Below are 25,714 nucleotides of genomic sequence, written 5' to 3'. Positions count from 1 at the left end.
TGATTGATATAAATCTGAACCTGCCCTATTCGGCAGGTTTTTTTATGCATTATAGATTTTACAAATAAATTATCATACTGAATATCATACAGTTACAAATAAAACTATAAAAATAGTTTGCAAACTATTTTTATAGTCGTAACTTCATCTAACCAAACTATAAAAATAGTTGCTATGATAAAAGAGCTCACAAAAGCAGAAGAACAGATTATGCTCATCCTTTGGGAAATGGGCGAAGCACTGGTAAAAGACGTTATCGAGAAAATGAACGAACCCAAACCCGCCCTACAATACAGTTTCCACTGTAATCAGGGTTTTGGAGGCTAAAGGTTTTGTTGATCATAAAGCTATTGGCAATACGCATATCTACTTCCCCATTATAAAAGAAACTGATTATAAACGCTTTGCATTAGATAAGGTAATGAGCAACTATTTCGAAAACTCCTACGAGAGTCTGGTTTCGTTTCTGGTGAAAGAAAAAAGTATGAGTACTGAAGAACTCAATGAAATTATCCAATTGGCAGAGAAACTTAAAAAAGATAAGTGATGAGCTGGTTATATTATTTACTCGAAGCTAATCTATATCTTATCTTATTTTATGGATTTTATAGATTATTCCTCCATAGGGAAACCTTTTATGGATTAAACAGATATTATCTGATTTTCAGTTCAATACTCGCTTTCATACTTCCATTTTTTCAATTGGGATTTTTAAAAAAGGAGGTAGTAATGGACTATACCGGATTTATTCAGGTTCAAGAACAGGCACCGTTGTTCAATATAGAAAATATCTGTTTACTACTGTATTCCGTAGTCTCGTTATTTTTTATCTTAAAAATAGTTTGGGGACTGCGCTATATCAAAAGATTGATAAAAAATGCAACTCGAAGTAAAGAAAACGGCATTACATTAATTGAGGTCGAGAACTCAAAAATGGCTTTTTCATTCTTTAATTTAATGTTTATTGATCCTGCTATGAGTCAAAGAAACACCATCGTAAAGCATGAAATGGTCCACATTAAACAAATGCACAGCCTTGATATTCTTTTATTCGAGTTGATAAAAATTTCAAGCTGGTTCAATCCAATTACTTACTTCATTAAAGATGATATCAAACTCATCCATGAATATTTAGCCGATGAGGAAACGACACAAAAAGATATCGCTAAATATGAGTATGCACTATTTTTAATCCAAAATTCATATGGAAATCAAGAAGTTATCCTTACCAATCAATTTTTTAATTCATCAATACTAAAAAATAGAATAAGTATGTTAAACCAAAAAAAATCGGCAAAATGGGCCAGGCTCAAATTGTTATTTATCATTCCACTAGTTGGATTTATGCTGTTCTTGTCTACAACAGCATTTACAAAAGACTATAATACTATCCAATTAGGGCAAAAAAAGGAAAGTTTAACCATTGTTCTTCAGGACACTACTAAGAAAAAGTCTGATAAAAAGAGATTACCACCTCCACCACCAAAAGAACCATATACAGCCAAAGCCAAAAAAGTTACGGAAATAACGATAAATGAACCCATTATAAAAAAAGACGACAAAATAATACCACCACCTCCACCGGTAGAACCCAGCTCCTTAAAAACGAAAAAGCTTAGCGTACCAAAAGTAGACCAAGTTCGTTTTGCTCCTCCGAGAGTTAAAAAAGATGGTAAAAAGTTGTCTCCACCTGTTGTGAGACAAGATAAAAAGACATTGCCTCCACCACCGCCCCCGATTGAGCCAAAACCAGAAAAAAAAGGGAATGACAATGAGCCAAATACGATTAATCTTGTTCAAGCTACAGGCAATAAGGCAATTAAACGGGATCACACATTATCCTCAGATCAAAAAGATATTAAAGAGGTAGTTGTAAAGGGTTATCCTACTACTTCAAATGCAAAAAAGAAAGGTGATATAAACACAATCAGGATAGCACCTGTTAAAGAAATCACAATTACAGGTTATCCAAAAAAACAATAATTATTGCGGCACATAAACCACGTATTTAGTCTCAAAAAAATCTTCCTCAAAATAAGCTGAAAGCGGGTATAATTCTGCTTTCAGTTTTTCATGTTATATCATCTTTTCCCAAGGCCTTACTTCAATACCATTGCTACGGTTTTGGATAACCGATCCGGCATAACAAATAATGGTTTTTAATTTCTTCTTATCATCTGCTAGATCTTTAAAATATAACAAACCTTTTTGATAATCGGAATTCATTGTTGCCCCAGCTTTAATTTCTATTGCTGTAACTGCTGTGGCTGTATCAAGTAGTACGTCCAATTCATTTCCTGTTTTATCACGCCAATAATATAGATTATCCTGCAAACCATTGTTTAAGCGTTGTTTAAGCAGGTCTATAATCATCATATTTTCGAACAATGCACCAATACTGGGATGAAATGCAAGTTGCTCTACATTTTGCAGTCCCAACAAACTACAAGCAACGCCTGTATCGTAAAAATAAAGTTTTGGAGCTTTTATTATCCGTTTATTGTAGTTATTATAAAATGGTCTTAGCAAATAAATGATATAACTTGATTGCAAAATATATAACCATGCCTGTACCGTTTTGGCATCAATACCGCAATCATTACCAAGCGACTGTATATTTAAAATTTGTCCCGTTCTACCTGCGCATAAACGCAAAAATTTCATGAACAACGCCAAATCTGTAATGTTTTTCAATTGGCGAACATCTCTTTCTATGTAAGTATTGATATAATTGGGATACCAATCTACAGCATCGATATTTTTATATAAAGGCTCGGGGTAAGCCCCAGCAAATATATGGCTTTGATAATCTAATAATAATTTTGCCGTCTTTAATTCTTTTAAACTGCAGGGCAATAAATGTAAGTAAGCTACTCTACCAGCCAAAGTCTGGGATATACTTTCCTGCATTAAAAAATTATTACTTCCGCTTAAGATAAAAAAACCAGCCTTATTGTTTTCATCAACAATTTGTTGGATATAAGAAAACAGATGAGGTAATTTTTGCACTTCATCTAAAATGGCCCCATTTTTAAATTGCTTTAAAAAACCCTTTGGATCAGCTGTGGCAAATTCAGCTATATCGGAATTTTCAAGTGATACATATGATTTATGGGGAAAAGTTGTCCTGCATATAGTTGTTTTACCACTTTGCCGTGGATCAACAACAGCAACAACCCTAAATTTAGAAGCCAATTGTTTTAATTTATTTTTACCATATAAAAAATAAAATAGACAAATCCGGAATCAAATTCCAGATTAGGACAAAATAAATCTACAAAATACTAATAATCAAATAATTATAAAAAAATAATTTATATAAATATTGAACTACTGCGGTACGTAAACCACATATTTAGTCTCAAAAAAATCTTCCTCAAAATAAGCTGAAAGCGGATATAATTCTGCTTTCAGTTTTGATTCCTTAATCTCCTCGGCTAAATCGCCACCTTTTAGATACAAAATTCCATTTGGAATGGCATTTAATGAATCTTTTTTAAATTTTCCCTGTATCCATGGGTAAAATTCGCCTAAACGGGTCACTGCCCTTGAAACTACAAAATTAAATTTCTCTTTAACTTGCTCTGCTCTTAAATGGTCGGCCCTTAAATTTTCCAGACCTAATGCCGAAGCCACCTCTTTTACCACTTTAATCTTTTTCCCGATAGAATCGACAAGATAAAATGCTGTCTCAGGAAACAAGATCGCAAGGGGAATGCCTGGAAAACCACCACCTGTACCTACATCTAAAACCGATTCGCCGGCCTTAAAATTACATACTTTAGCTATGCCTAAAGAGTGTAATACATGGCGTTCATATAATTCTTCAATATCTTTTCTTGAAATTACATTGATCTGTGCATTCCAAAAGTTATATAAATCAAACAACTGCGAAAACTGGGCAATCTGTTTTTCACTTAAATCAGGAAAATATTTTAAAACGATATCGGGCTTTACATCAAGCATATTGTCATTACTAAGAGATTGTGAATTATTTCCAGTTTACTTTTTTCTTGCCAAATAAGGCTAAAAATCCATTCAGGGTTAAAAACAGAAACAAAAGTATATCTAAAATCGGGAACCACCAACGCAAATCGCTATAGTTTAAGCGTTTCAGCAATTTGGGATAAATAAAACACCTGATCATGATGCTTAATCCAAGGATTCCTAAGGCAACATATTGCGCCTCACGGCTAAAAAACATACACGCGGCAAAGAACGCATAAAACAAAAACTGAAAAACAATCTGAAGGCTCAAAATAAATTTATGCTTTGATTTATATAGTTTACCTGCCCCAAAATGACGTTTTTTCTGCCTCAGATAACCTCCCCAAGTATTATTGGGTTCGCTCCAAACATGGCTATCTCGATGTAAACGGATTTCGGTATTATATTTATTGGCATGTGCATTTACAAATAAATCATCATCTCCGGATGGGATATGCATATGCGCTGCAAATCCTTTACTTTTAAAAAATAAAGATTTTTTATAAGCCATGTTGCGTCCGACCCCCATATAAGGCATACCTTTTAATGCAAAAGACAAATAATTTACTGCCGTAAAAAAGGTTTCGAAACGAATCAGTGCATTTAATAAACTTCTTTTCTTTATATATGGAGAATAGCCCAATACGATTTCGGTATTTTCTTCAGCTGGCTGCTGCATATCCATTAACCAATGCTCAGAAGCTGGCGTACAATCTGCGTCGGTAAAAACCAGCCAATCGTACTTGGCAGCCTTTATTCCCATGGTTACCGCGAATTTCTTACCGGCTATAAATTTATCGTTATCTAAAATCTTAACTACTTTCAGGTTACGGTGTTTCTTTTCCAGTTGTTCCAAAAACTCTTCTGTACCATCCCAGGAGCGATCGTTAACCACTACTACTTCAAACTCCGGATAATCCTGGCTTAATAATGTAGGCAGATACTGCGCTAAATTTACAATTTCGTTTCGGGCACAAACAATTACACTTAGTGGTTTTTGCGCCGATAACGGGATCTCTTCGATACTTACATTAGCCAGTTTCAAATGAACAAAAAGTACATAGTAAAGCTGAACCAAAAAGCAAAAAGCCAATATCGAGAGCAGAATAATTTCAAGCAGGGTTAATATCACGATGGTAAAATAAACAGCCGCAAATTTCTCATTTTTAATCTGTAAATCACTTTTATGTGGATAAAAAATTAAACAAAAATATGCCCTCAATTTTTGCTATTTTTGGCAGATTTTCGACGAGAAAAAACACATATAAACCATCTACCATCAAAATAACATTAGTTTTAATAACTAATGTATTTTGAAGGTGGTAATCTCCATCTTACAATTGGAGAAAAATAAATAGAAACAGATGAAATTTAGTTTACAGGCTAACGATCCACTATCTAAAGCCAGAGCTGGAACAGTAACAACTGCTCATGGCGAAATACAAACCCCTATTTTTATGCCTGTGGGCACTGCCGGAACGGTAAAAGCCGTACATCAGCGAGAACTTAAAAACGATATTGATGCTAAAATCATTCTAGGTAATACTTATCATTTATATTTAAGACCAGGATTAGATATCCTTGAAAAAGCTGGTGGATTACATCAATTTATTGGCTGGGACCGCCCCATATTAACAGATAGCGGAGGCTACCAGGTGTACTCTTTAAGTAAAGTTCGTAAAATTAAAGAAGAAGGTGTTACCTTCCATTCACATATTGATGGATCAAAACACCTTTTCACTCCTGAATATGCAATGGATATCCAGCGCACTATTGGCGCCGATATTATCATGGCCTTTGATGAGTGCACGCCATATCCTTGCGACTATACTTATGCAGCGCAATCCATTAAAATGACGCACCGTTGGTTAGACCGCTGTTGTGCCCGTTTTGATAGCACAGAACCTAAATACGGTTTCGACCAAACTCTTTTCCCTATTGTTCAGGGCTCGGTATACAAAGATTTGCGTATAAAATCAGCAGAGTTTATCGCCAGTATGAACCGTGAGGGCAATGCCATTGGTGGTTTATCGGTTGGTGAGCCTGCAGAAGAGATGTATGCTATGACAGAAGTGGTATGCAATATATTACCAGAAGAAAAACCACGTTATCTAATGGGTGTCGGTACTCCGATCAATATTCTGGAGAATATTGCGCTGGGCATCGACATGTTCGATTGTGTAATGCCAACCAGAAATGCCAGAAACGGCATGCTTTTTACGAGAAATGGGATTATAAATATCAGAAACAAGAAATGGGAAAACGATTTTTCTCCATTAGATGCGGAGAGCGATCTTCATGCTGATTTAGTCACCAGTAAAGCATATTTAAGACATTTGGTACATAGCAAGGAGATGCTTGGCGCTCAAATTGCTACCTTACATAATCTACACTTCTATCTTTGGCTTGTAAAACAGGCCAGAGAGAAGATCATTGCTGGTGAATTTTACGAGTGGAAAAACAAAATGGTTAAAGTATTAGGCAATAAGCTATAAAATGAGTCTGCTAAAAGGAAAGATAAAAATCATCGATCAATACATTATCGGGAAATACCTGGGTACATTTATTTATACCCTGGCCATTTTTGTAATCATTATTGTAGTATTCGACTTATCGGAAAAGATGGATGATTTTATGAAAAGCGGCCTTAGTTTTTGGGGAATACTTTCCAAATATTACGCCGGCTCTATTCCTTTTTATGTAAATATGCTTTCACCGCTGATCAATTTTATTGCGGTAATTTTCTTTACCGCTAAAATGGCCGATCAAACTGAAATTGTGCCAATTTTAAGTGGTGGCGTGAGTTTTAACCGCTTTTTGTTTCCTTACCTGGTATCCGCTACCGTTATTTTCTCGGCAAACCTGCTTTCAAATCTATACATCCTCCCTTATACCAACACCCTAAAAAACAGCTTCGAGAATACTTATGTAAAGCGTAATGATCCTTCCACTAAATCAAACATCCACATGAAACTGGATGATAAAACCTATATCTACATCGATAATTTCGACAACAAAACGAACTCAGGATATCGGTTTTCTTTAGATAATTTTAGCGGGGATGTACTCACGAAAAAGATCGTTGCGGAAAATATAAAATGGGATTCGCTTAAACGCAAATGGCAGCTGAACAACTACTCCATCCGAAAGATTGACGGCTTGAAAGAGACCATGATTTACGGTAACGGGAAGCAAAAAGATACCATTCTGGATATGCGCCCTGATGATTTTTCAGCATATGATAATGTGGTACAAAATTTAACCACTAAGGAACTTTCTGATAAGATCAGGAAAGAAAAAATACGAGGAACAGGGGTAATGAACGATCTTCAGTTCGAAAAATATAAACGTTACCTGCACCCGCTTTCTGCTTTCGTATTAACACTGATTGGCGTGGCGCTATCGTCGCGTAAAGTACGCGGAGGTGTCGGTGTATCGTTAGGTATCGGAATCTTCATTAGCTTCGCTTATATTGTGTTTAATCAGTTCACTCAGATGTTTTCTACTAAAGGTGGATTACCTCCTTTTGCGGCTGTTATTATGCCTACATTATTCTTTGGCTTATTAGGTTTTTACCTATTAAGAAAAGCACCAAAATAGCGATGGAAGCCACCAAAAAGAATTTACTGATCCTTCATCTTACGGTGTTTGTTTGGGGCTTTACGGGCGTGCTCGGCAAATTAATTTCTATCGATGCTGTACCCATGGTATGGTATCGCGTTTTAATTGCATCCACTACACTTTTCGCCTGGTTTTTAATCACTAAAAAGAACATTAAGATTACTAAAAAACAGTTCATCCAATTCTTTTTAACGGGAGGAATTGTAGCCATTCACTGGATATTTTTCTTTCATGCCATTAAAGTTTCTACTGTTTCGGTAACCTTGGTTTGCCTCTCTTCATTTACCTTATTTACCGCAATTTTAGAACCGCTGATCAAAAAACAGCCGATACAAATGGGTGATATTTTAATCGGTTTACTCATCATATTGGGCATATACATGATCTTTAAATTTGAAGGCCAATATACCCTGGGGATTATTTTTGGTTTATTGGCAGCGGTGGCCTCGAGCCTTTTTTCAACTATAAATTCTACCTTGGTTCAAAAAAGCGAGCCATCTATCATTAGTTTTTACGAATTGGTAGGCGCGTTCTTCTGGATCACTTTATATCGTTTATATGATGGAACGCTGCTAAACACAGCATTTAACTTAAACACTAAAAACTGGTTCTATCTTATCCTTCTTGGCACACTTTGCACATCCGTTGCCTACGTTGCTGGTGTTGCGGTAATGAGAACTTTATCAGCTTTTAGAGTAGCCTTAATTACCAATCTGGAACCTGTGTACGGAATAGTATTGGCCTTCATTTTCTTTCAAAATAAAGAACAGATGACAGGCGGATTTTATATTGGCGCAACCATTATTCTGACCTCTATTTTTCTCTATCCGATCTACAAAAAGAGAAAGAACAAGCTGTAGAACGCAAGTCTATACATCTCATTTTTTTGAATAAATAAATAACATTTATATCGATTAAATCGCATCGCGTGAAGCGTAGCGAAATAGAAATCCTTCGACTAGAATAGTCGTCATCTCGACTGTAGCGCAGCGAAATGGAGAGATCTATTTAGACAGATTTCTCGACTTCGTTGCACTCTGCTCGAAATGACGATAACCCTAAGGAATTTTTATTTATAGACTAATTGCTGCATATAAATTACCTGGAAATAGATTCATTTTGATAGTTTTCCCAACTTCGTTACACCCCATTCAAAATGACGATATCATGCAATATCTAATACCACTTTACTTTATTCCCTATATGCTCAAGTCTCCACATCACAACCACATAAGCGAAGCTAAAAACATAAATACAAGAAAAATAAATTGGACATTTTTTATTAATCCACCATTGTAGATTGGAATTTTTTGTTAATAAAATAGAGGCAATTAACAGAAACCGGAGGTATCTCCTAAAGCTAAATAAGCACCCTCATACAAACGATTATGCAGCATTTTACTTATACATAAAAAATCGAAATAAAACCACGTGCTAACGCGTGTAAGACAGCAGAGTTTAAAATCCAGAAACAATATCAAAACCAACAGATGAGCACAATAAAACCTCAGCAATACCGTCCAATAATAGACTAGCAAAAACAACAAATAATCAAACAAAAATCACATTGAAAAAACACCTGTTTAAGATTAAAAACATCACAGAAAAAAAGTTGTAAAAAGAGCTAGAAATACCTAAAAAAGTAGAATAAAATATAACACAAAAAGTATTTAAAAAGCATAATTAATTATGATTGAAATCCCAATAAAACTGCTTCAAAAATCATCAGCTATACCAATATAAAATCGAGTTAAAAACCAGCCAAAATCCAATTTCATTCCCAACAATAAGGCATCAACATCATTGAATCCCGCCAAACTAAAAACCGCTAGTTAAAGCAAATACTCGAATGTGAGGTCTTCAATCAGCTTATCAGCATCATATAAAACTACCCATTTTCGACTGAAAAACTGAGCTCTTAAAAACATAATAATTAGAAAAACATATAGAGAAACAGACCTCATTATGTACTCAAGTTTAGCATAAATAGCTTAAAAATCGCCAAAATTTTACCAATTTGCCAACCTAAAAAACCAATAACAAAACCAATCAAAAAGCGTCCCTAAACGATAAAGGGAGCAGTTTTTAACTTAAAAATAATTTTTTTTAAAAAAAGATATCAAAAACCCATTCACCCGAGAATATCGCAAGGAAATCGCATTATCAAGTCAAAAAATTGGAGTTTTAAGGCATAAAAACATAAAAAAAATATACAAATCGGGATACCTGAAGTAAAATTTAGACAAGAATTTCAGTGTTAAAACCCTGGTTCAAGCCATAATAAACTGAGTTTTTAAATGCTAAACTACAACATCCGGAACCACCTGAATTTGGAAATCGCAAGTTGTGAGAGTTAAATTCAGGCCTAATGGCGAAAAAATCAATCTGGATTATGCGATAAAAAACAAAGACATTTTGTCACAATAATCTAATTTTAAATATTAATAGTGATTTTAAATAATCAATTTACATCATACATTTTGTTTCAAAGCACCACAGACAGAACGCAATTTACAAGCAAATTTTCGCATGCTGAAAGCCAATTTTAAAGCCGATAATCTAGTCGAAATCCTAGCAATTCTTTCGCCATTTAAAACCAAAAAGCATCGATGAGAATTACAAAATCCAGCTGCATTTTAGGCTATTCCCTGATCCCAATCGAATTTTGAAAAACCATACAAAAATTTAAAAAGGCAATAAAATTTTCCAAGAAAATCGATTAATAAGTGTAAATTAAATCAATAAAGTTGATGCAATTAAAAATATTGATTGAAGCCTAAATCGGCAATAAAATTCAGTAAAAAATAGAGTCAAAATCAATAAATTAAGGATTTACGTAAAATTCATTAATGTTTAAAAATCAATGTCTTAATTAATTTTATATAAATTAAATATTTACAAAAATCAACACTTGCAAATTTTAAAAAACTAAGTATTTTAGCAAAGAATTTAGATGAATTTGAACATACCAAACAAAAAACTAATTATCAAGTACTTAAGCATAGCTACTTTAAGCTTCACATCACTATCGGTTTTTGGGCAGATTTTCAGCACTGCACAAAACCCACTTAGTGTAAAATGGAACTATATTTATTCAGGTGGCTTCAAAATCATCTATCCGCAAGAACTGGAGAAAGAGGCACAAAGAATGGTCAATACCCTACCCTTCATCTACCCCAAAATAGGACTGGGTTTAAGGCAGCAAAAAACCGCTATTCCACTCTTGCTTCAGAACCGCGGAACCGTGGCAAATGGCTTTGTTCAACTCGCACCCAAGAAGTCTGAGTTTTATGCAACACCCCCTCAATTTTTCGACAGTCAGGATTGGTTAAACAACCTCGCCGTACATGAGCTTAGACACATTGCACAGTTTGACAAATTGACAGGAACGCAAGCACACCCCTTTCCTGAACTGGTTTATTTCGCCTACTTTGGTGCGGGTATTCCCATCTGGTTTTTCGAAGGTGATGCGGTGGTTAACGAAACCGCTTTGACTAATTCAGGCAGAGGCCGGCAGCCCAATTGGATCATGCCTTACCGGACTTCAATTTTAGAGGGCAAAAAAATCTCTTACAGTAAAGCCTATTTCGGCTCGAACAAAGACGTTACTCCAGGCTACTATCAAACCGGATATTTGATGGTATCGGATATGAAAGAAAAATATGGGCAGTTCATTTCCGACAGCCTACTTAGCGATATTAGAATAAGGCCAGTAAGACTGTATCCCTTTTCGCAGAGCTTAAAAAAATTCACCAAGCAAAATACCAGACAATACTTTCTTTCCACTCAAAACAAGCTGACTGAAAAATGGAAAATACAGCAAGAAAAATCTGTTACAGAAAGTTATGAAAGTTTAAATAAAAAAGCTGATTTGGCAACCGATTATTTCCTTCCGGTTCGGCTAAATAAAAATCAGGTTTTAGCGCTAAAAGAAAGCAAGACAGATGCACGATATTTTGTTGTTATTAATGAAGATAAATCAGAACAAAAATTATTCGGAATTGGTTACCAGGAACAGCCTTGGTTTAGCTTAAAAAACGACCTTTTAGTTTGGGATGAAATACGCTATGATCCGCGCTACAAACAACGGAGCTACAGCGTAATCTGTTCATATAATTTGAAGACCAAAAAATTCAACAAATTAAGCAGCAAAAGCAGGCTCTTCTCTCCCAGCCTTTCAAACGACGGGAAGAAAATCATCGCTTCAAAAGTGGAGCTAAACAATCAGTTCAATCTGGTTGAAATGGATGCAAGCTCCGGAAAAATTTTAAAGACCTATCCTAATCTTGAAAACGAAATCCTGCAGACGCCTTCCTTTGATCAATCGGGAAATAAAGTTGCCTACATTGGTGTAAGTGAGAAAGGGAAAAGTTTATGGCTGATTGATGGAGAAAAAAAAACACAACTGATTTCGAAAAGCAGACAACAGTTAAGCCGGCCGATCTTTATTAACGACAAAATTGTTTTCAATGCACACTTCAATGGCATAGATAATATTTACAGCATCGACCCAAATTCAAAAAAAATAAATGCACTCAGTGCGTCTAAATATGGGGCCTTTAACCCTAGCGAAACCGCCGATGGAAAAATCATTTTTAACAACTATAAAATCAATGGCTACGAAATTGCGGAGACCGTATTGACCGAAAAACCAGTTGGCGAAAACAACTTCGTAGATTTTTCTGCAGCAGCAGAAAAGCAGGAAAACGTTGGGAATGTTTTCAACAACATTCCTGACAGCACTTACCAAACTAATCGCTATCATCAGGCCTTAAATCTTTTCAGTTTCCACAGCATTATTCCCGTTATCGACAACGAATATGTTTTCGGTCTGGAGCTACAATCAAACAATCTGCTCAACACGATGGACTTTTATACGGGTGCAAAATATCATCGCGATTTAAAACGTTTTGAGTACACAGCAGATATTAGCTATAAGGCACTTTATCCCGTATTTAGTGTGCTATATCGCAACCGCCCGAAAAGAACGTTCTACAAAGCTAAAAACGCGATACAACAGGGCGACTGGAGAGAGAACTATATCAAGCTTAATGCATCGGTCCCTCTATCATTTAACATGCGCAATGAGAACTATGCTTTCACCTTAAATGCGGCAACCAGTTTTACGCAAAGGTACATGCCAGAAAACATGCCAACCGGTTTTATACGCGAGCTTAAATTTCCGATGGAATACAATTTCACCTTCAACCACAGCGTACGCACTACCGAAAGGGATATTGCTCCAAAATGGGCACAAGTGTTTAGGGCAACTTATAACCACCAACCCTTCGATAAAAACTTAAAAGGAGAAATCTTAGCACTCGAAAGTTTCCTTTACTTTCCTGGCTTTGCAAAAAACCATTCCTTTTTAGCGAGCTTCAATTACCAGAAAGCAAGTGGTGTAAACCAATACGCCACTGAGATTGCAACCGTTTACGGCTACAACAATATTTTAGCGAAAAGTATACTGCAAAACAGTCTGCTTTTTAACTATCGTTTTCCCTTTGCTTTTCCCGATTGGGAGTTGGGTCCACTGGCTTACGTGAGAAATTTCAGGGCAGGTTTATTTTGCCATTACGAGAACATTGGCAAGGGCACAACCTTTAACGATCCGAAAACTTATGGCGTAGAATTAAATACCAGTGTAAACCTTTTGCGCTATCAACCTGTTGTAGATTTAGGAGCGAGATTGGTTTTTGTTAATCAGATTTACAATCAAAATCCGATATTAGAGTTTTCATTTAATTATAGCTTTTAAAACCATGAGCGCAAAAACAATCTCCATCATTATCCTGACTGCATTACTTACCATATTTTTAATGGTGAATACCGAACCTGTTGATTTCGATTTCCTGGTTACCACACTTCCAGTATCTAAACTTCTGGTTATCGGTATTTGCATCATCATCGGTTTTATCATCGGCTTTGTTGTGGGCCGTCCGCGGAAAACAGTAAGCAGTTATGACGACGAGATCGAAAGAAATCAACCGGTTTCTAATAAAAAAGAATTGAGCGATGAAGACAGAGATTATATCAGCTAAGCGTTAGGATTAGTAGGGTTCTACGACCTGATACTCAACAGCAAAATAGTCATCTCGACTGGAACGCAGTGAAATGGAGAGATCTGCTTCGATAGATCTCTCGGCTTTGTTGCACTTCGCTCGAGATGACGGCTACTTGGGAGTGATCTTCTTAAACTTTCTGTCAATCACATTGGTTTTTATGCAATAGATTATTTATCGAAATGACGGGTATTTTTTTTCGTAGTTAAAGTGCCGACATTACCTCGCCATACAACAATCCACTCCCCCCACCATAGTGCTGGATAATTTTCAGGCCAGGCCTTAAGGCGAGAAGTTTATTTTTCAGTTCAGCTTCTGATTCCTGATCAATTCCATTTCCAAGTAAAACCAAGTCAATGTGCTGTTCTTTGCATATGGAAATGGCCTCTTCATTTTTGCAAACACACAAACCTTTCCATTCAGGCCTTGCATTTAACAAGCGGTTCATTACTGCAGTAATTCCTGTATCCCGACCAATATAAAGTATAGTAGTTTGCATAGTGTTAAGTTTAAAAATATATTAAAAAATAAATCGCCATTCCGACTGATACACCGATTTTTCATCAGTAGCAAAGTGGAGAAATACTTGGTCTCTACTCCAAGATTTCTCCTCTAAAGGAGTTCGTTAGAACACTTCTGTCGAAATGACGATACTTCTAAATTAATTCATTTCCATTGGAACATCCATCAACAAAACCTCTGCATCTGCAGTATTGGCTTTAAAACTGATGCTATCGGTATCCCATACACCTAATCCATCTCTTTTACTTAGAACCTGGCCGTTTATAGTTACCTCTCCACTGATTACGAAAGCATAAACACCGTTTCCAGCTTTTTTGATTTTGTATTCGGCTTCAAAACCTTCATCAAATTGACCAAACGAAAACCAGGCGTCCTGATGAATCCAAACTCCGGCGTCATCCGCATTTGGCGATAAAATCTGCTGGAAGTTATTGTGCCTCGCTGCAGCATCTAAAGTTTGCTGATCGTAACGTGGTGTAACGTTTTTCTTGTTTGGAAACAACCAGATCTGCAATAAATTCAATTGCTCATCTGCATTTGCGTTAAACTCGCTATGGCTAACACCTGTTCCGGCACTCATTACCTGAATTTCTCCATTTTTAATTACAGCCGAATTACCCATACTATCTTTATGCGCAATTGCACCAGCCAATGGAATGGTAATAATTTCCATATTATCGTGTGGGTGAGAGCCAAAGCCCATCCCACCATCAATCAAGTCATCATTTAAAACTCTTAAAACTCCGAAGTGCATCCTTTCAGGATTGTAATAGTTTGCAAAACTGAACGAGTGGTGTGCATTTAACCAGCCATGATTAGCATGACCGCGGGTGTTTTCTTTGTGCAAAATAAACTGTGACATAAATTTCCTTTCTTATTTATGATACAAATTTACAGCAGCGATGTTTACCAGGCATTGATGTAGGGTAAGAAAGTAGTCGGGAGTCCAGAGTCCTAAGTCTTGAGTCAATCACCGATTGTGCCTTGCCATTACGGCATCGCTGTTAAGTTCTCTCAATGCATCTAAAGCTACCCAGTTTGCTTTTTTATTGTTTTGGGCAAGGATATTATTTGAGGTTTTAATGGCATGCTCATGTAGGAAGGCATTTCGTTTGCCGATCTGCCTCAGTGCCCAGTTGATTGCCTTTTTAACAAAGTTCCGGTTATCGTAAGCCTCCCTTTCAATAATTGGCAGAAAACTTAAAAAAGTTTCGTCCGGTTCTTTTTTAAGGTGTACAGCTGCCTCGGCCATCAACACAAAACCAGTACGTTTCACAAATTCTGCTTCGGCCTGAGCAAACTCAAAAACCTTCAGCTTAAAATAAGGCGTTTTAACGAAAAGATTTCCACAAGCCTGATCACATATATCCCAGGAGCTAAAATCTTTCGCCCAGGCATTTATTTGCGCTTCACCTACTTCTTTATAATCACCAATAAAGGTTGCTAAAAGCCGGGCTTCATGAAATCCGGTTTCCCAAAGTAGTACAGACAGCTCTTGGTTTTTACCAATCTGTTTGGCCAGCTTTCTGATATTCGGTACACGGATGCCAAAAGCTTTGGAAATATCAATCCCAAAATGAGCCATCTTTTTTAAATACTCAGGCTCACTGATGGATTTTAATTCGGAAAGGACAAAATCTAGATCATTCATCATACGAATTTAGTTTTTTCATTGAGACTTTGAAGTTTAAAGACTTCAGAAGTTTCAGTGGCCTACGCACAGCACAAACTTCATAAGTCTAGAGCAAACAATTGTGAATTCCATACCAGATGCCCAGCACTAAACATAACCAATCCTTAACACGATTTCGGTTTTAAGTTTACATCGATCTTTTAAACTTGTTTAAATTTAACCATAACGATCAAACTTATAAATCCATGCAAAAAAACATCATCTGGATGCTATTAGCGTCTTGCCTTTTCGCATTTTCCTGCAAAAAGAACAAATTACCTGAAGAGGAGGCTAGCACAACAAACCAAAAGAAAAATATGCTAATGGCTAACACTGCAGTAGCCAGTGCTGCCGCAAGCGTAAATGCCTATTCAAACACATCGGCCTACATCAACACTGGTTTTTCATTTTTAAATCCAACACAAATTGATAAAAACCGCCAGGCTATTGGCGGCAGTGCTTACACCGAGGTATATGGCTTTAATGTCCCTGAAGAAAACAGGGCAAGAGGTATTAGATGGAATGAAGATGATGAAACTACATCCATATGGCGCCCCCAGGGAATAGCTGGTTTCTCCAGAAATGGTGTACGCTATTTATTGGTAAGCTGGTACGCCAAAGATGCTGCCGAGAGCAAAGGATCGAGAATAACCCTTATCGACATCAGCCCAAGTTCGAGTACTTATTTAACGTACAGGCACATTTTACTGGTACAGCCCACACTTCCAACCGGCACACTTGATTATACGCAATATGGTACTTATGCGCCCTTAAATGTACATGCGGGTGGTGTAGCTTACTTTAATGGTAAAGTTTATTTAAGCAGTACAAGTTTAGGATTAAGGGTATTTGATTTAGACAAAATTATTGAAGTAGCTACAGGAACAGGCACTGATGATAAGTGTGGCAAAGATGCCAGTGGAAATCTTTACGCTTTTAATTACAGATACATCCTTCCACAAATAGGTTATTATAAAATTAACGATGCAAGTCCTTTTTCAACCGTACAGGTAAATTACGAAAATAATCAATTATGGACAGGACAATATTATGCCGGAAGTGCAGATGCATCTATTGTTCCAAAAATATTCGGATTCCCGATAAACTCATTAGGAGAATTGCAGAATTCGGGCATACAAACAGTGATTCCAAAAAACAGTCTGTTTACTTCGGATCATGCGCATGGCATACAAGGCGTTTTTAGGAAAGGGAACAGGACCTGGCTTTCTTGCACGGGATCGCCTAGCGAATCGTACGGATCGACCGCCCGTTTAGCAAGATATACAGATGGTGATACCAATACCGTTCGTTACAGATGGCCATACGGCGCTGAATCGTTATATCTTGAAGCACAATATGGATATTTATGGAGCTTAACTGAATTTGAACCGAATGCCGGAGCTCAAAATGGCAGTCAGGTTAACCGCTGTATTTTTGCTGTAGATTTTTCAAAGTACGAATAGTTACAGCCTAAGTTCGATTATTAGTTTTTGCTTTTTGGTGTTTTAACTATTTTTTTTTCTAAAACGATCGTCACCCTGAATTTATTTCAGGGTCTTTCTAACCCGAACAAGAGGCTGTATCATATTTATAAATTCTATCCGAATTGTCACGTTGAGCTTGTCGAAACGCTTTTAGCAAGTCCTTCGACAGGCTCAGGATGACAATTATTTATGATACAGCCTATTTCTATTTATGCCTTTATTAAGCTAAAGCCTGCTCAATATCAGCTAAAATATCGTTGATGTGTTCTAAACCGATTGATAAACGGATTGAACCTTGTTCAATACCCACTTCGTTGCGTTGCTCTTCAGTAAGTTTACTGTGCGTACTGGTAGCAGGGTGTGTTGCAATTGAACGGGTATCGGCAAGATTTGCAGAGATCGAGAACATTTGCAGGCCATCCATGAATTTACGCGCAGCATCAATTCCACCTTCAACCACTATGGTTACAATGCCACCACCCTGTTTCATTTGCTTTTTGGCAATGTCATATTGAGGGTGCGATGGTAAAAACGGATATTTGACCAGTTTAATTTTCGGGTGTTTTTCTAAGTATTCAGCAACTTTTAAAGCATTTTCGCAATGGCGGTCCATACGGATGGCCAAAGTTTCCAAACTTTTTGATAAAATCCACGCGTTAAAAGGCGATAACGCTGGTCCGCTGTGACGGGCAAAACCAATCACATCAGCAATTAACTCTTTAGTACCCAAGATAACCCCACCTAACACACGGCCTTGACCATCGATATATTTCGTAGCTGAGTGGATTGAAATGTGTGCACCAAATTCAATCGGCCGCTGTAAGTATGGTGTAGCAAAACAGTTATCAACGACTAATAATACCTTGTGTTTTTTAGCCAGATCGCCCAAAAATTCAAGGTCGATAATATCGATACCAGGATTAGATGGGGTTTCTACAAAAATCATTTTGGTATTCGGCTTAATTAAGGCTTCCCAATCCTGTGGTTTATCTAAATCAGCATAATCGAAAGTTACCCCCCAGTTAGAAAAAACATTGGTTAATAATTGATGTGTAGAACCAAAAACCGATCTGCTCGAAACCAAGTGGTTGCCATTTTTTAAAAATGCACCAAATGTGGTAAAAATCGCCGCCATACCTGTGGCAGTGGCAAAACCATCTTCGGCACCTTCTAACAGGCACATTTTCTCTATGAACTCTGATGTATTTGGATTTGAATAACGGCTATATACATTTCCTTCCTTTTCATTAGCAAACAAAGCACGCATTTCTTCCGCATCTTCAAACTTATAACTTGAGGTGAGGTAAATTGGCGATGAATGCTCCTTGTGTAAACTGCGTTCGGTTTGAGTGCGTATAGCTATGGTTTCAAAATTTTCGGATTTCATTTTTAAGTATCAAGATTTGAGTATCAAGGGATGGGTATCAAGATTTGAGTATCAAGTATCAAGATGTGTGCGAGAATAAAGCCGTCATCATAAATTTTAAGATTTGCTTCTCGATACTTGCTACTTGTTACTTTATACTTCTCTACTTTATCCTCCCTGCCATTGTTATTTGTTTATTTTATAAGTAAAATTAATTGTTGCAGAGCGCCCTAAGATATTCGATACTGAGCAATACTTATCGAAGGTCATTTGTAGTGCACGCTCAACTTTTTGAACGCTTAAATCGCCGAATAAATCGAAGTGAATATCAATTACATCAAAAATCGGCGGCATTTCTTCCTCTTTTCTAGTGGCATTTATCGCGATTTTAACATCCTCAAGGGGTTCCTTCTGCTTGGTTAATACATTTACCATATCAATCCCACTGCAGCCGCCTAATCCAATAAGCAACATCTCCATAGGCCTGAAACCTTTTCCTTCGCCACCAATGGCAGCTTTTGCATCCAGCTCTACAGTAAAACCGCTCTCGTTTTCTGCTTCAAAATTAAATTTACCGCTCTTGCGGATCAGATTTATGTTCATATTAATAGTATCGAGTATTGGGTATCAGGTATCAAGCCACCTAAGCCTTCTACCTTCCAACCTTCTACCTTAATTTAAATTTATTATTTAATACCCTAATATTTTGCTCTTCGAACGCTATGCGCCCCAGCTTAAATGCCATAAAATACTAAGTTATTTTTTTCCAGTTCTGGCAACTTAACCGGATGGTTAAAAAGTGCAAAAACCGACGAACCGCTACCACTCATTAAAGCGAATGTTGCGCCTGCATCGTATAAACTGGTTTTTATTTGACGAATTTGGGGATACTTTGCGAATACCGATGGTTCGAAATCGTTGATAACCTTATTTTTCCATGTTGTTGGATGCAAATGTATAATTTCTTTTAACGATTGCAAAGGTTTTTGCGGTTTTACATGTGCATAAGCATCGGCCGTACTTACATGTACAGGCGGTTTTACCAAAACTTTAAACCAGGCTGACAAATCTATTTCACACTTTTCAAATTCATCACCTTTATTAAATGCATAGACAGGTTTGCTCTCGATAAAAAAAGCACAGTCTGCACCTAGCTGGCGGGCATAACCTTCCATCCTATCAACAGACATTCCCAAACTGAATTTCTCATTTAATAATTTGATCAGAAAAGCACAATCTGCCGATCCACCACCCAAACCTGCACCAACTGGAATGTTTTTCAATAAATTGATCTGCTGCGCCGGAATATTAAAATCTTTTTTTACCAATTGATAAGCTTTAAAACACAGGTTATCGTTCGGGTCGCCAGGAATATCAATCCCATGAATTTTGCACGAAGTTACCTCCGCATCGGTAATTTCGACCGAATCTTTAATATTGATCGGATAAAAAACGGTTTCGAGGCTGTGATAACCATCAGCACGTTTTTCGGTGATATTTAAGCCTAGATTTATTTTTGCGTTGGGAAAAGATAGCATGTTAGTCCTGAGTCGTGAGTCTTAAGTCGTGAGTCCATGGTGCCGAAACCAGCAACCGTCTCATGCTGCAAACATACAAACAAGTCACGAATTTTAATACCAGTAGGTCCCGGCTTCACGCCGGGACTACACGTAACCGATGTTAACAATTAAACAATAAAATGATTTATAACACCTGATAAATTTTAGATATTTGTAAATTATCAGAACAGTATGAAACAATATTTAGATTTAATGCAGCATGTGCTGGATCATGGCGCTCAAAAGCACGACCGTACCGGTACTGGAACTATAAGCGTTTTTGGATATCAGATGCGTTTTAACCTTCAGGAAGGTTTCCCAATGGTAACGACCAAAAAGTTGCACTTAAAATCTATCATACACGAACTGATCTGGTTTTTAACCGGCGATACCAATATTAAATACCTAAAAGATAATGGTGTACGTATTTGGGACGAATGGGCCGACGAAAACGGAAACCTGGGACCGGTTTATGGTTCGCAATGGAGAAGCTGGCCAACACCCGAGGGACAGCACATCGATCAGATCACCAATATCATCAATACGATAAAGAACAATCCCGATTCGCGCAGGATTATTGTTTCTGCATGGAACGTTGCTGAAATCGAAAATATGGCTTTGCCTCCTTGTCATGCCTTTTTCCAATTCTACGTGGCCGATGGAAAATTAAGCTGTCAGTTATATCAGCGCAGTGCCGATATTTTCTTGGGCGTACCTTTTAATATTGCTTCTTATGCTTTATTAACCATGATGGTAGCACAGGTGTGCGGTTTAGAAGCCGGAGACTTCATTCACACGCTTGGCGATGCGCATTTATACAACAACCATATAGAACAGGCCAACCTACAGTTAAGCCGCGAGCCTAAAGCATTGCCAACCATGAAAATCAACCCTGAAGTGAAGAGTATATTCGATTTCAAGTTTGAGGACTTTACTTTAGAAAACTACGAAGCCCATCCGCATATTAAAGCTGTTGTTGCTGTTTAATAGAATTAGTATATTTGTATATGGAAACTTTTTCAATCAGCGTACCAGAAAAAAAAAGCAGTTTAGTTAAACAGCTATTACAAGAGTTGGGGGTTATCATTAATACTGATACGGAGAAAAAACCGAATAAAACCACAATTGCGTCAATGAAAAAAACAAGCAAAGGTGAAGAATTAACAAAATCATCTAGTCATTTGGATTTGATGCAAAAGCTTAACTCTTAATATTTATGTACGATATATCTTTTTCAAATCAATTTAAAAAAGATTATAAACGCTGCATAAAACGCAATTACGATATTTCCCGTTTAGAGGTAGTTCTTAAAATCTTAAGAGAAAATGGGAAACTGCCTCCAAAATACAAACCACATATTTTAAGTGGGGATTATAATGGCTTTTGGGAGTGCCATATAAAAGGGGATTGGTTGATGACCTGGCTTCAGGACGATACTAAAAAAGAAATCTACCTAGACAGGTTGGGAACCCATTCTGATCTATTTTAAACTACTCCATAATTCACTATTACTAATGAATAATATTTCTATCGCAGTAGCTGTTGGCGAAAATTTTGCAATAGGTAAAAACAACCAGCTTTTATGGCACATGCCAGCCGATTTAAAGTTCTTTAAACAAACTACATCGGGGCACACAGTGGTAATGGGTCGCAAAACTTTTGATTCTGTTGGCAGACCGTTACCAAACCGCAGGAATATTGTGATTACCAGAGATCCCGACTTAAAAATAGACGGAGTTGAAGTGGTAAATAGCTTAGATGAAGCTTTAGCAATTACCAAAACGGAAGATAAACCTGTATTCATTGTGGGCGGAGCTGAAATTTACAGACAAGCATTACCAAAAACACAAACACTTTATTTAACAACCATCCACCGCAATTTTGATGCAGATACTTTTTTCCCTGAAATTGACCGGAACGAATGGAAAGTGATTAGCAGTGAAGCCCATCAAGCCGACGAAAAGAACAAATACGATTATACTTTTGAGGTTTTAGAAAGGATTTAACTCAAATTAACCGCAAAGAACGAAAAGAATTTCGCAAAGTGCGCAAAGCCTCTTATTTATAAGTTATTCATGCAAACAAATACTTCTGCCTCTGCAATCTAAACCCGATATACGTGGATGCCGATTTTTCATCGGCAGAAACATTAGCGGGACCGAACCAAAGCCAAAAGCCGCTGCACCTGCTTTTCTAATCATTTGGCAGCATAACAACATGAGTATTCATTAAAACGGTTAGCAGGCAAAAAATAAGATTATTGCCCGATAAAAATTAATGTTAATAAATTATCAATTAAGGGGTTCTATAATTTAAAAATTTAATTAGATTTGCCGACTTGTTAAAAAACAGCGAAAGACAAATTATTTTAAACAAACAATGCAAGGAAAAGGTTTTATTAAGTTTATAGCGATAGTATTAGCTATCGTTTGTGCGTACGCACTTTCTTTTACTTTGGTAGCATCCAAGGTAGAAAAAGACGCAAAAAACGCTGCGAAGGGTGATTTGGCCAAAGAAAAGGCTTACTTAGATTCGATGAGTACCGTGAAAGTTTATCCTATCGTTGGATTTACTTATCAAGAGGTAAAAGCGAAAGAGATTAATTTGGGTTTAGACTTAAAAGGCGGAATGAACGTAACGATGGAGATATCGTTAGCGGAGCTGGTTAAATCATTGGCAGGTAACCCTACTGATGCAAACTTTAACAAAGCAATTCAAAATGCACAAATCCGATTAAACGCCGGTGGTAAAGATTACATCAAAATTTTTGTTGATGAATTCGAAAAATTAAGCCCTGGAGTAAAACTTGCAGATTATTTTTCTAACCAGGATAACGCATCTCAGTTAAAACCTAGCGCAAGCAATAGCGATGTTGAATCTTTCTTAGAAAAAGAAGCAACCAGTGCTATCGATCGTTCATTTACAGTTTTACGTTCACGTATTGATGGTTTCGGTGTAGTGAGTCCGAACATGCAAAAACAAGAAGGTAGTAACCGTATCTTAATCGAAATGCCAGGTGTTCAAGATAAAGAGCGTATTGCTAAACTTTTACAGGGTTCTGCCGAATTACAGTTCTGGCAAGTATACCAGGTACAAGAAGTTGCACCATTGTTAGAAAACATTAATAAAATTCTAGCTGCAACATTAAAAGCTGATGCACCTGCAACTAAAGATACAACAGCTGCTCCGGCTGCTGGTGGTAAATTAGCCGGTTTAGAAAAAGCTGCTGCTAAAGACACTACCGCTAAAGGCAGCAAACTTGCTGGCTTAGGTAAAAAGGATTCGACTGCGGTTAAAGCTGAATTGCTTAAATCTAACCCATTGTATGCTGTTCTTAACCTTCCTATTTACCAGGGTGAAAACGGACAACAACAATTAATGCCAGGTGCAGTTGTTGGTATGTCGTTACAAAAAGATACTGCAAAGGTTAATGCTTATTTAAAACTTCCTGAAGTTGCTGCATCTATTCCATCTACGATGAAATTTATGTGGAGCGTTAAACCTAGAGAAGGTTCAAAAATTTTCGAATTATACGCCATTAAAGTGGTTAGTGCTGATGGCAAACCAGATTTAGGTGGTGAGGCAATCAGCGATTCGCGTGCAGATTTTGATCAAAAAGGTAAACCAGAAGTAACCATGTACATGACCAGTGAAGGTTCTGCCAAATGGAAAAAAATTACTGCCGAAGCTGCTGCTGATCCAAACAATAAAAAATCTATTGCCATTGTATTAGATAACCAGGTTTATTCTGCTCCTACCGTTCAGAATGAAATTGCTGGTGGTGTTTCATCAATCACTGGTAACTTTACTCAGGCAGATACTAAAGATTTATCTAACATTTTAAAAGCTGGTAAATTACCTGCTCCTGCTCGTATTGCAGGTAGTTATGTAGTTGGTCCAACATTAGGTGCTCAAGCTATTCACGATGGTTTAATCTCATTCGTAATTGCCTTTATCGTAATCTTAATCTTCATGGCGTTGTATTATCACCGTGCGGGTTGGGTTGCTAACTTTGCCTTGTTAATCAACTTATTCTTCATCATTGGTATCCTGGTATCACTCGGTGCAGTATTAACCTTACCTGGTATTGCTGGTATCGTATTAACCATTGGCTTATCGGTAGATGCAAACATCCTTATTTTTGAGCGTGTACGTGAAGAGCTTGCGCATGGCAAGAACACCGCTACTGCAATTAAAGAAGGTTTTAAACATGCAATGCCGTCAATTATTGACTCAAACGTTACCTTATTTATTTTAGGTGCTATCCTTTACGTTTTCGGTAGCGGTCCGGTTCAAGGTTTCGCAACTACATTATGTATCGGTATCCTTTCTTCATTATTTGCTGCTGTAGCCATTTCGAGAGTAGTTTTCGAATCGTTATTAAACCGCAAAATCGATGTAAGTTTCGATAACAGCATTACCCGTAACGCATTTAAAAACATTGGTTTCAATTTTGTTGGCCGTCGTAAAATTTATTATGTAATCTCTACCATCATTATTGTTGCTGGTATTGGCATGTACTTCAAAAATGGCGGTTTAAACTTAGGTGTCGATTTTAAAGGTGGTAGAACTTACCTAGTTCACTTCGATAAAGCAGTTAACACAGAAGATTTAAAAGCTAAGTTAAACCCCGTTTTCGGTAACGAAACACCTGAGGTTAAAACTGCAGGTGAAGATAGCCAGGTAAAAATTACCACTACTTTCCACATCGAAGATCAGGATATTAAAACTGATAAAGTTGTAGAAGATGCCTTAAACAAAGGTTTAGCAGGGTCAAAATATGAAATCGTAAGTTCTCAAAAAGTAACACCTATCATTGCAAGTGATATCGTAAACGGTGCTTTTTATGCTGTATTGATCTCATGTTTATTCATGTTTATCTACATCGTAGTACGATTCAAAAAATGGCAGTATGGTTTAGGTGCGGTAATTGCATTGTTCCATGATGTGTTAATGGTATTATCTTTCTACACTATTTTAGATGGTATTATGCCATTCTCATTAGAAATTGGTCAGGATTTTATCGCAGCAATTTTAACGGTAATGGGTTACACCATGACAGAGACAGTTGTTGTATTTGACCGTATTCGTGAGAAATTAAAAGAATCTGGTAAAGAAGATTTACACGGTGAAGAGCGTAACAACTTAATCAACTTCGCGTTGAACAGTACATTAAGTCGTACCATCTTAACCTCATTAACCGTATTCTTCGTGTTATTGGTAATCTTTATTTTCGGTGGCGATAGCATCCGTGGATTCATCTTCGCATTGTTAATCGGCCGTATCATTGGTACATATTCATCATTATGTATCTCTACTCCTATCGTAATCGATCTGGGTAGTTCAGCCGAGAAAAAAAAGTAAGAGGTCAAGAATCTTAAAATATATAAGCGTTCCGATTTATCGGGGCGCTTTTTTTGCACCCGCTTTTTTACTACGAA

At 37.0% G+C, this 25,714-nt stretch carries 21 protein-coding genes and 1 pseudogene; 13 read left to right on the top strand and 9 right to left on the bottom strand.

Annotation, left to right across the window (positions count from 1 at the left end; all coding sequences use genetic code 11):
- Nucleotides 1-174 precede the first annotated feature (174 nt).
- Together QF042_RS10300 and QF042_RS10295 are read left to right on the top strand one after the other, a co-directional pair.
- Nucleotides 175-547, top strand: a pseudogene (locus tag QF042_RS10300) (BlaI/MecI/CopY family transcriptional regulator).
- Nucleotides 548-729: 182 nt separating this feature from the next.
- A complete protein-coding gene (locus QF042_RS10295) occupies nucleotides 730-1,983 on the top strand; it encodes a M56 family metallopeptidase (RefSeq protein ID WP_307527941.1) in 1,254 nt (417 codons plus the stop codon).
- Nucleotides 1,984-2,076: 93 nt separating this feature from the next.
- On the opposite strand, the gene QF042_RS10290 is transcribed toward QF042_RS10295, so the two are convergent.
- From QF042_RS10290 to QF042_RS10280, 3 genes are all read right to left on the bottom strand, one after another.
- The gene (locus QF042_RS10290; protein ID WP_307527939.1) at nucleotides 2,077-3,195 is read right to left on the bottom strand and encodes an ATP-binding protein; all 1,119 of its coding nucleotides are present in this window, start codon (nucleotides 3,193-3,195) and stop codon (nucleotides 2,077-2,079) included.
- A 135-nt stretch (nucleotides 3,196-3,330) separates the two neighbouring features.
- Complete coding sequence (gene rsmG / locus QF042_RS10285) at nucleotides 3,331-3,966, bottom strand: 16S rRNA (guanine(527)-N(7))-methyltransferase RsmG (RefSeq protein ID WP_307527937.1); 636 nt, start codon at nucleotides 3,964-3,966, stop codon at nucleotides 3,331-3,333.
- A gap of 25 nt (nucleotides 3,967-3,991) precedes the next feature.
- Nucleotides 3,992-5,209, bottom strand: coding sequence for a glycosyltransferase (locus QF042_RS10280; RefSeq protein ID WP_307527935.1), 1,218 nt, complete (start codon nucleotides 5,207-5,209; stop codon nucleotides 3,992-3,994).
- Between the two features lie 142 nt (nucleotides 5,210-5,351).
- Here QF042_RS10280 and tgt point away from each other — a divergent pair, with 142 nt between their 5' ends.
- The 5 genes from tgt to QF042_RS10255 all read left to right on the top strand — a co-directional run bounded on the left by tgt (nucleotide 5,352) and on the right by QF042_RS10255 (nucleotide 13,649).
- Nucleotides 5,352-6,482: a tRNA guanosine(34) transglycosylase Tgt gene (gene tgt, locus QF042_RS10275; protein ID WP_307527933.1), complete on the top strand. Its 1,131-nt coding sequence runs from the start codon at nucleotides 5,352-5,354 to the stop codon at nucleotides 6,480-6,482.
- A gap of 1 nt (nucleotide 6,483) precedes the next feature.
- Entirely contained in the window at nucleotides 6,484-7,587 is a 1,104-nt protein-coding gene (locus tag QF042_RS10270; RefSeq protein WP_307527931.1) for an LptF/LptG family permease, read from the top strand.
- 2 nt (nucleotides 7,588-7,589) lie between these two features.
- On the top strand, nucleotides 7,590-8,468 hold the full coding sequence (locus QF042_RS10265) for a DMT family transporter (protein ID WP_307527929.1): 879 nt from the start codon (nucleotides 7,590-7,592) through the stop codon (nucleotides 8,466-8,468).
- A gap of 2,093 nt (nucleotides 8,469-10,561) precedes the next feature.
- The gene (locus QF042_RS10260) at nucleotides 10,562-13,366 is read left to right on the top strand and encodes a hypothetical protein (protein ID WP_307527926.1); all 2,805 of its coding nucleotides are present in this window, start codon (nucleotides 10,562-10,564) and stop codon (nucleotides 13,364-13,366) included.
- Between the two features lie 4 nt (nucleotides 13,367-13,370).
- On the top strand, nucleotides 13,371-13,649 hold the full coding sequence (locus QF042_RS10255; RefSeq protein WP_307527924.1) for a lipopolysaccharide assembly protein LapA domain-containing protein: 279 nt from the start codon (nucleotides 13,371-13,373) through the stop codon (nucleotides 13,647-13,649).
- Between the two features lie 226 nt (nucleotides 13,650-13,875).
- Here the strand turns inward: QF042_RS10255 and QF042_RS10250 are convergent, their stop codons facing one another.
- From QF042_RS10250 to QF042_RS10240, 3 genes are all read right to left on the bottom strand, one after another.
- A complete protein-coding gene (locus QF042_RS10250) occupies nucleotides 13,876-14,169 on the bottom strand; it encodes a hypothetical protein (RefSeq protein ID WP_307527922.1) in 294 nt (97 codons plus the stop codon).
- Nucleotides 14,170-14,331: 162 nt separating this feature from the next.
- Nucleotides 14,332-15,054 carry a pirin family protein gene (locus QF042_RS10245; RefSeq protein ID WP_307527919.1) on the bottom strand — a complete coding sequence of 241 codons (723 nt, stop codon included), beginning with the start codon at nucleotides 15,052-15,054 and terminating at the stop codon, nucleotides 14,332-14,334.
- A 108-nt stretch (nucleotides 15,055-15,162) separates the two neighbouring features.
- Entirely contained in the window at nucleotides 15,163-15,846 is a 684-nt protein-coding gene (locus tag QF042_RS10240; protein ID WP_307527918.1) for a DNA alkylation repair protein, read from the bottom strand.
- Nucleotides 15,847-16,070: 224 nt separating this feature from the next.
- Here QF042_RS10240 and QF042_RS10235 point away from each other — a divergent pair, with 224 nt between their 5' ends.
- Complete coding sequence (locus QF042_RS10235) at nucleotides 16,071-17,327, top strand: hypothetical protein (RefSeq protein ID WP_307527916.1); 1,257 nt, start codon at nucleotides 16,071-16,073, stop codon at nucleotides 17,325-17,327.
- A 241-nt stretch (nucleotides 17,328-17,568) separates the two neighbouring features.
- Here QF042_RS10235 and QF042_RS10230 read toward each other — a convergent pair whose 3' ends face one another.
- The 3 genes from QF042_RS10230 to ispE all read right to left on the bottom strand — a co-directional run bounded on the left by QF042_RS10230 (nucleotide 17,569) and on the right by ispE (nucleotide 20,252).
- Nucleotides 17,569-18,735: a PLP-dependent aspartate aminotransferase family protein gene (locus QF042_RS10230; RefSeq protein WP_307527914.1), complete on the bottom strand. Its 1,167-nt coding sequence runs from the start codon at nucleotides 18,733-18,735 to the stop codon at nucleotides 17,569-17,571.
- A gap of 165 nt (nucleotides 18,736-18,900) precedes the next feature.
- The gene (locus QF042_RS10225; protein ID WP_307527912.1) at nucleotides 18,901-19,317 is read right to left on the bottom strand and encodes an OsmC family protein; all 417 of its coding nucleotides are present in this window, start codon (nucleotides 19,315-19,317) and stop codon (nucleotides 18,901-18,903) included.
- A gap of 131 nt (nucleotides 19,318-19,448) precedes the next feature.
- Nucleotides 19,449-20,252 carry a 4-(cytidine 5'-diphospho)-2-C-methyl-D-erythritol kinase gene (gene ispE, locus QF042_RS10220; RefSeq protein WP_307527910.1) on the bottom strand — a complete coding sequence of 268 codons (804 nt, stop codon included), beginning with the start codon at nucleotides 20,250-20,252 and terminating at the stop codon, nucleotides 19,449-19,451.
- Between the two features lie 213 nt (nucleotides 20,253-20,465).
- Between ispE and QF042_RS10215 the strand changes: the two genes are divergently transcribed.
- From QF042_RS10215 to secDF, 5 genes are all read left to right on the top strand, one after another.
- The gene (locus QF042_RS10215; protein WP_307527908.1) at nucleotides 20,466-21,260 is read left to right on the top strand and encodes a thymidylate synthase; all 795 of its coding nucleotides are present in this window, start codon (nucleotides 20,466-20,468) and stop codon (nucleotides 21,258-21,260) included.
- A 20-nt stretch (nucleotides 21,261-21,280) separates the two neighbouring features.
- On the top strand, nucleotides 21,281-21,484 hold the full coding sequence (locus QF042_RS10210) for a hypothetical protein (RefSeq protein ID WP_132403862.1): 204 nt from the start codon (nucleotides 21,281-21,283) through the stop codon (nucleotides 21,482-21,484).
- Nucleotides 21,485-21,489: 5 nt separating this feature from the next.
- The gene (locus tag QF042_RS10205) at nucleotides 21,490-21,762 is read left to right on the top strand and encodes a type II toxin-antitoxin system YafQ family toxin (protein ID WP_307527905.1); all 273 of its coding nucleotides are present in this window, start codon (nucleotides 21,490-21,492) and stop codon (nucleotides 21,760-21,762) included.
- A gap of 25 nt (nucleotides 21,763-21,787) precedes the next feature.
- Nucleotides 21,788-22,279, top strand: a complete 492-nt coding sequence (locus QF042_RS10200; protein ID WP_307527904.1) for a dihydrofolate reductase — start codon at nucleotides 21,788-21,790, stop codon at nucleotides 22,277-22,279.
- A 373-nt stretch (nucleotides 22,280-22,652) separates the two neighbouring features.
- On the top strand, nucleotides 22,653-25,637 hold the full coding sequence (gene secDF / locus QF042_RS10195; RefSeq protein WP_307527902.1) for a protein translocase subunit SecDF: 2,985 nt from the start codon (nucleotides 22,653-22,655) through the stop codon (nucleotides 25,635-25,637).
- The last annotated feature ends 77 nt before the right edge of the window (nucleotides 25,638-25,714 follow it).

Source organism: Pedobacter sp. W3I1, from assembly GCF_030816015.1.
Taxonomy (GTDB): Bacteria; Bacteroidota; Bacteroidia; order Sphingobacteriales; family Sphingobacteriaceae; genus Pedobacter.
The sequence above is the reverse complement of the archived record's forward strand: the minus strand, read 5'-3'. Positions and strand labels throughout refer to the sequence as shown.

Bases quoted from the DNA above. Each gene is read 5' to 3' on its own strand.
- QF042_RS10295 (WP_307527941.1), top strand. From the start codon at position 730: ATGGACTATACCGGATTTATTCAGGTTCAAGAACAGGCACCGTTGTTC.
- rsmG (WP_307527937.1), bottom strand. From the start codon at position 3,966: ATGCTTGATGTAAAGCCCGATATCGTTTTAAAATATTTTCCTGATTTA.
- tgt (WP_307527933.1), top strand. From the start codon at position 5,352: ATGAAATTTAGTTTACAGGCTAACGATCCACTATCTAAAGCCAGAGCT.
- QF042_RS10270 (WP_307527931.1), top strand. From the start codon at position 6,484: ATGAGTCTGCTAAAAGGAAAGATAAAAATCATCGATCAATACATTATC.
- QF042_RS10265 (WP_307527929.1), top strand. From the start codon at position 7,590: ATGGAAGCCACCAAAAAGAATTTACTGATCCTTCATCTTACGGTGTTT.
- QF042_RS10260 (WP_307527926.1), top strand. From the start codon at position 10,562: ATGAATTTGAACATACCAAACAAAAAACTAATTATCAAGTACTTAAGC.
- QF042_RS10255 (WP_307527924.1), top strand. From the start codon at position 13,371: ATGAGCGCAAAAACAATCTCCATCATTATCCTGACTGCATTACTTACC.
- QF042_RS10250 (WP_307527922.1), bottom strand. From the start codon at position 14,169: ATGCAAACTACTATACTTTATATTGGTCGGGATACAGGAATTACTGCA.
- QF042_RS10245 (WP_307527919.1), bottom strand. From the start codon at position 15,054: ATGTCACAGTTTATTTTGCACAAAGAAAACACCCGCGGTCATGCTAAT.
- QF042_RS10240 (WP_307527918.1), bottom strand. From the start codon at position 15,846: ATGATGAATGATCTAGATTTTGTCCTTTCCGAATTAAAATCCATCAGT.
- QF042_RS10235 (WP_307527916.1), top strand. From the start codon at position 16,071: ATGCAAAAAAACATCATCTGGATGCTATTAGCGTCTTGCCTTTTCGCA.
- QF042_RS10230 (WP_307527914.1), bottom strand. From the start codon at position 18,735: ATGAAATCCGAAAATTTTGAAACCATAGCTATACGCACTCAAACCGAA.
- QF042_RS10225 (WP_307527912.1), bottom strand. From the start codon at position 19,317: ATGAACATAAATCTGATCCGCAAGAGCGGTAAATTTAATTTTGAAGCA.
- ispE (WP_307527910.1), bottom strand. From the start codon at position 20,252: ATGCTATCTTTTCCCAACGCAAAAATAAATCTAGGCTTAAATATCACC.
- QF042_RS10215 (WP_307527908.1), top strand. From the start codon at position 20,466: ATGAAACAATATTTAGATTTAATGCAGCATGTGCTGGATCATGGCGCT.
- QF042_RS10210 (WP_132403862.1), top strand. From the start codon at position 21,281: ATGGAAACTTTTTCAATCAGCGTACCAGAAAAAAAAAGCAGTTTAGTT.
- QF042_RS10205 (WP_307527905.1), top strand. From the start codon at position 21,490: ATGTACGATATATCTTTTTCAAATCAATTTAAAAAAGATTATAAACGC.
- QF042_RS10200 (WP_307527904.1), top strand. From the start codon at position 21,788: ATGAATAATATTTCTATCGCAGTAGCTGTTGGCGAAAATTTTGCAATA.
- secDF (WP_307527902.1), top strand. From the start codon at position 22,653: ATGCAAGGAAAAGGTTTTATTAAGTTTATAGCGATAGTATTAGCTATC.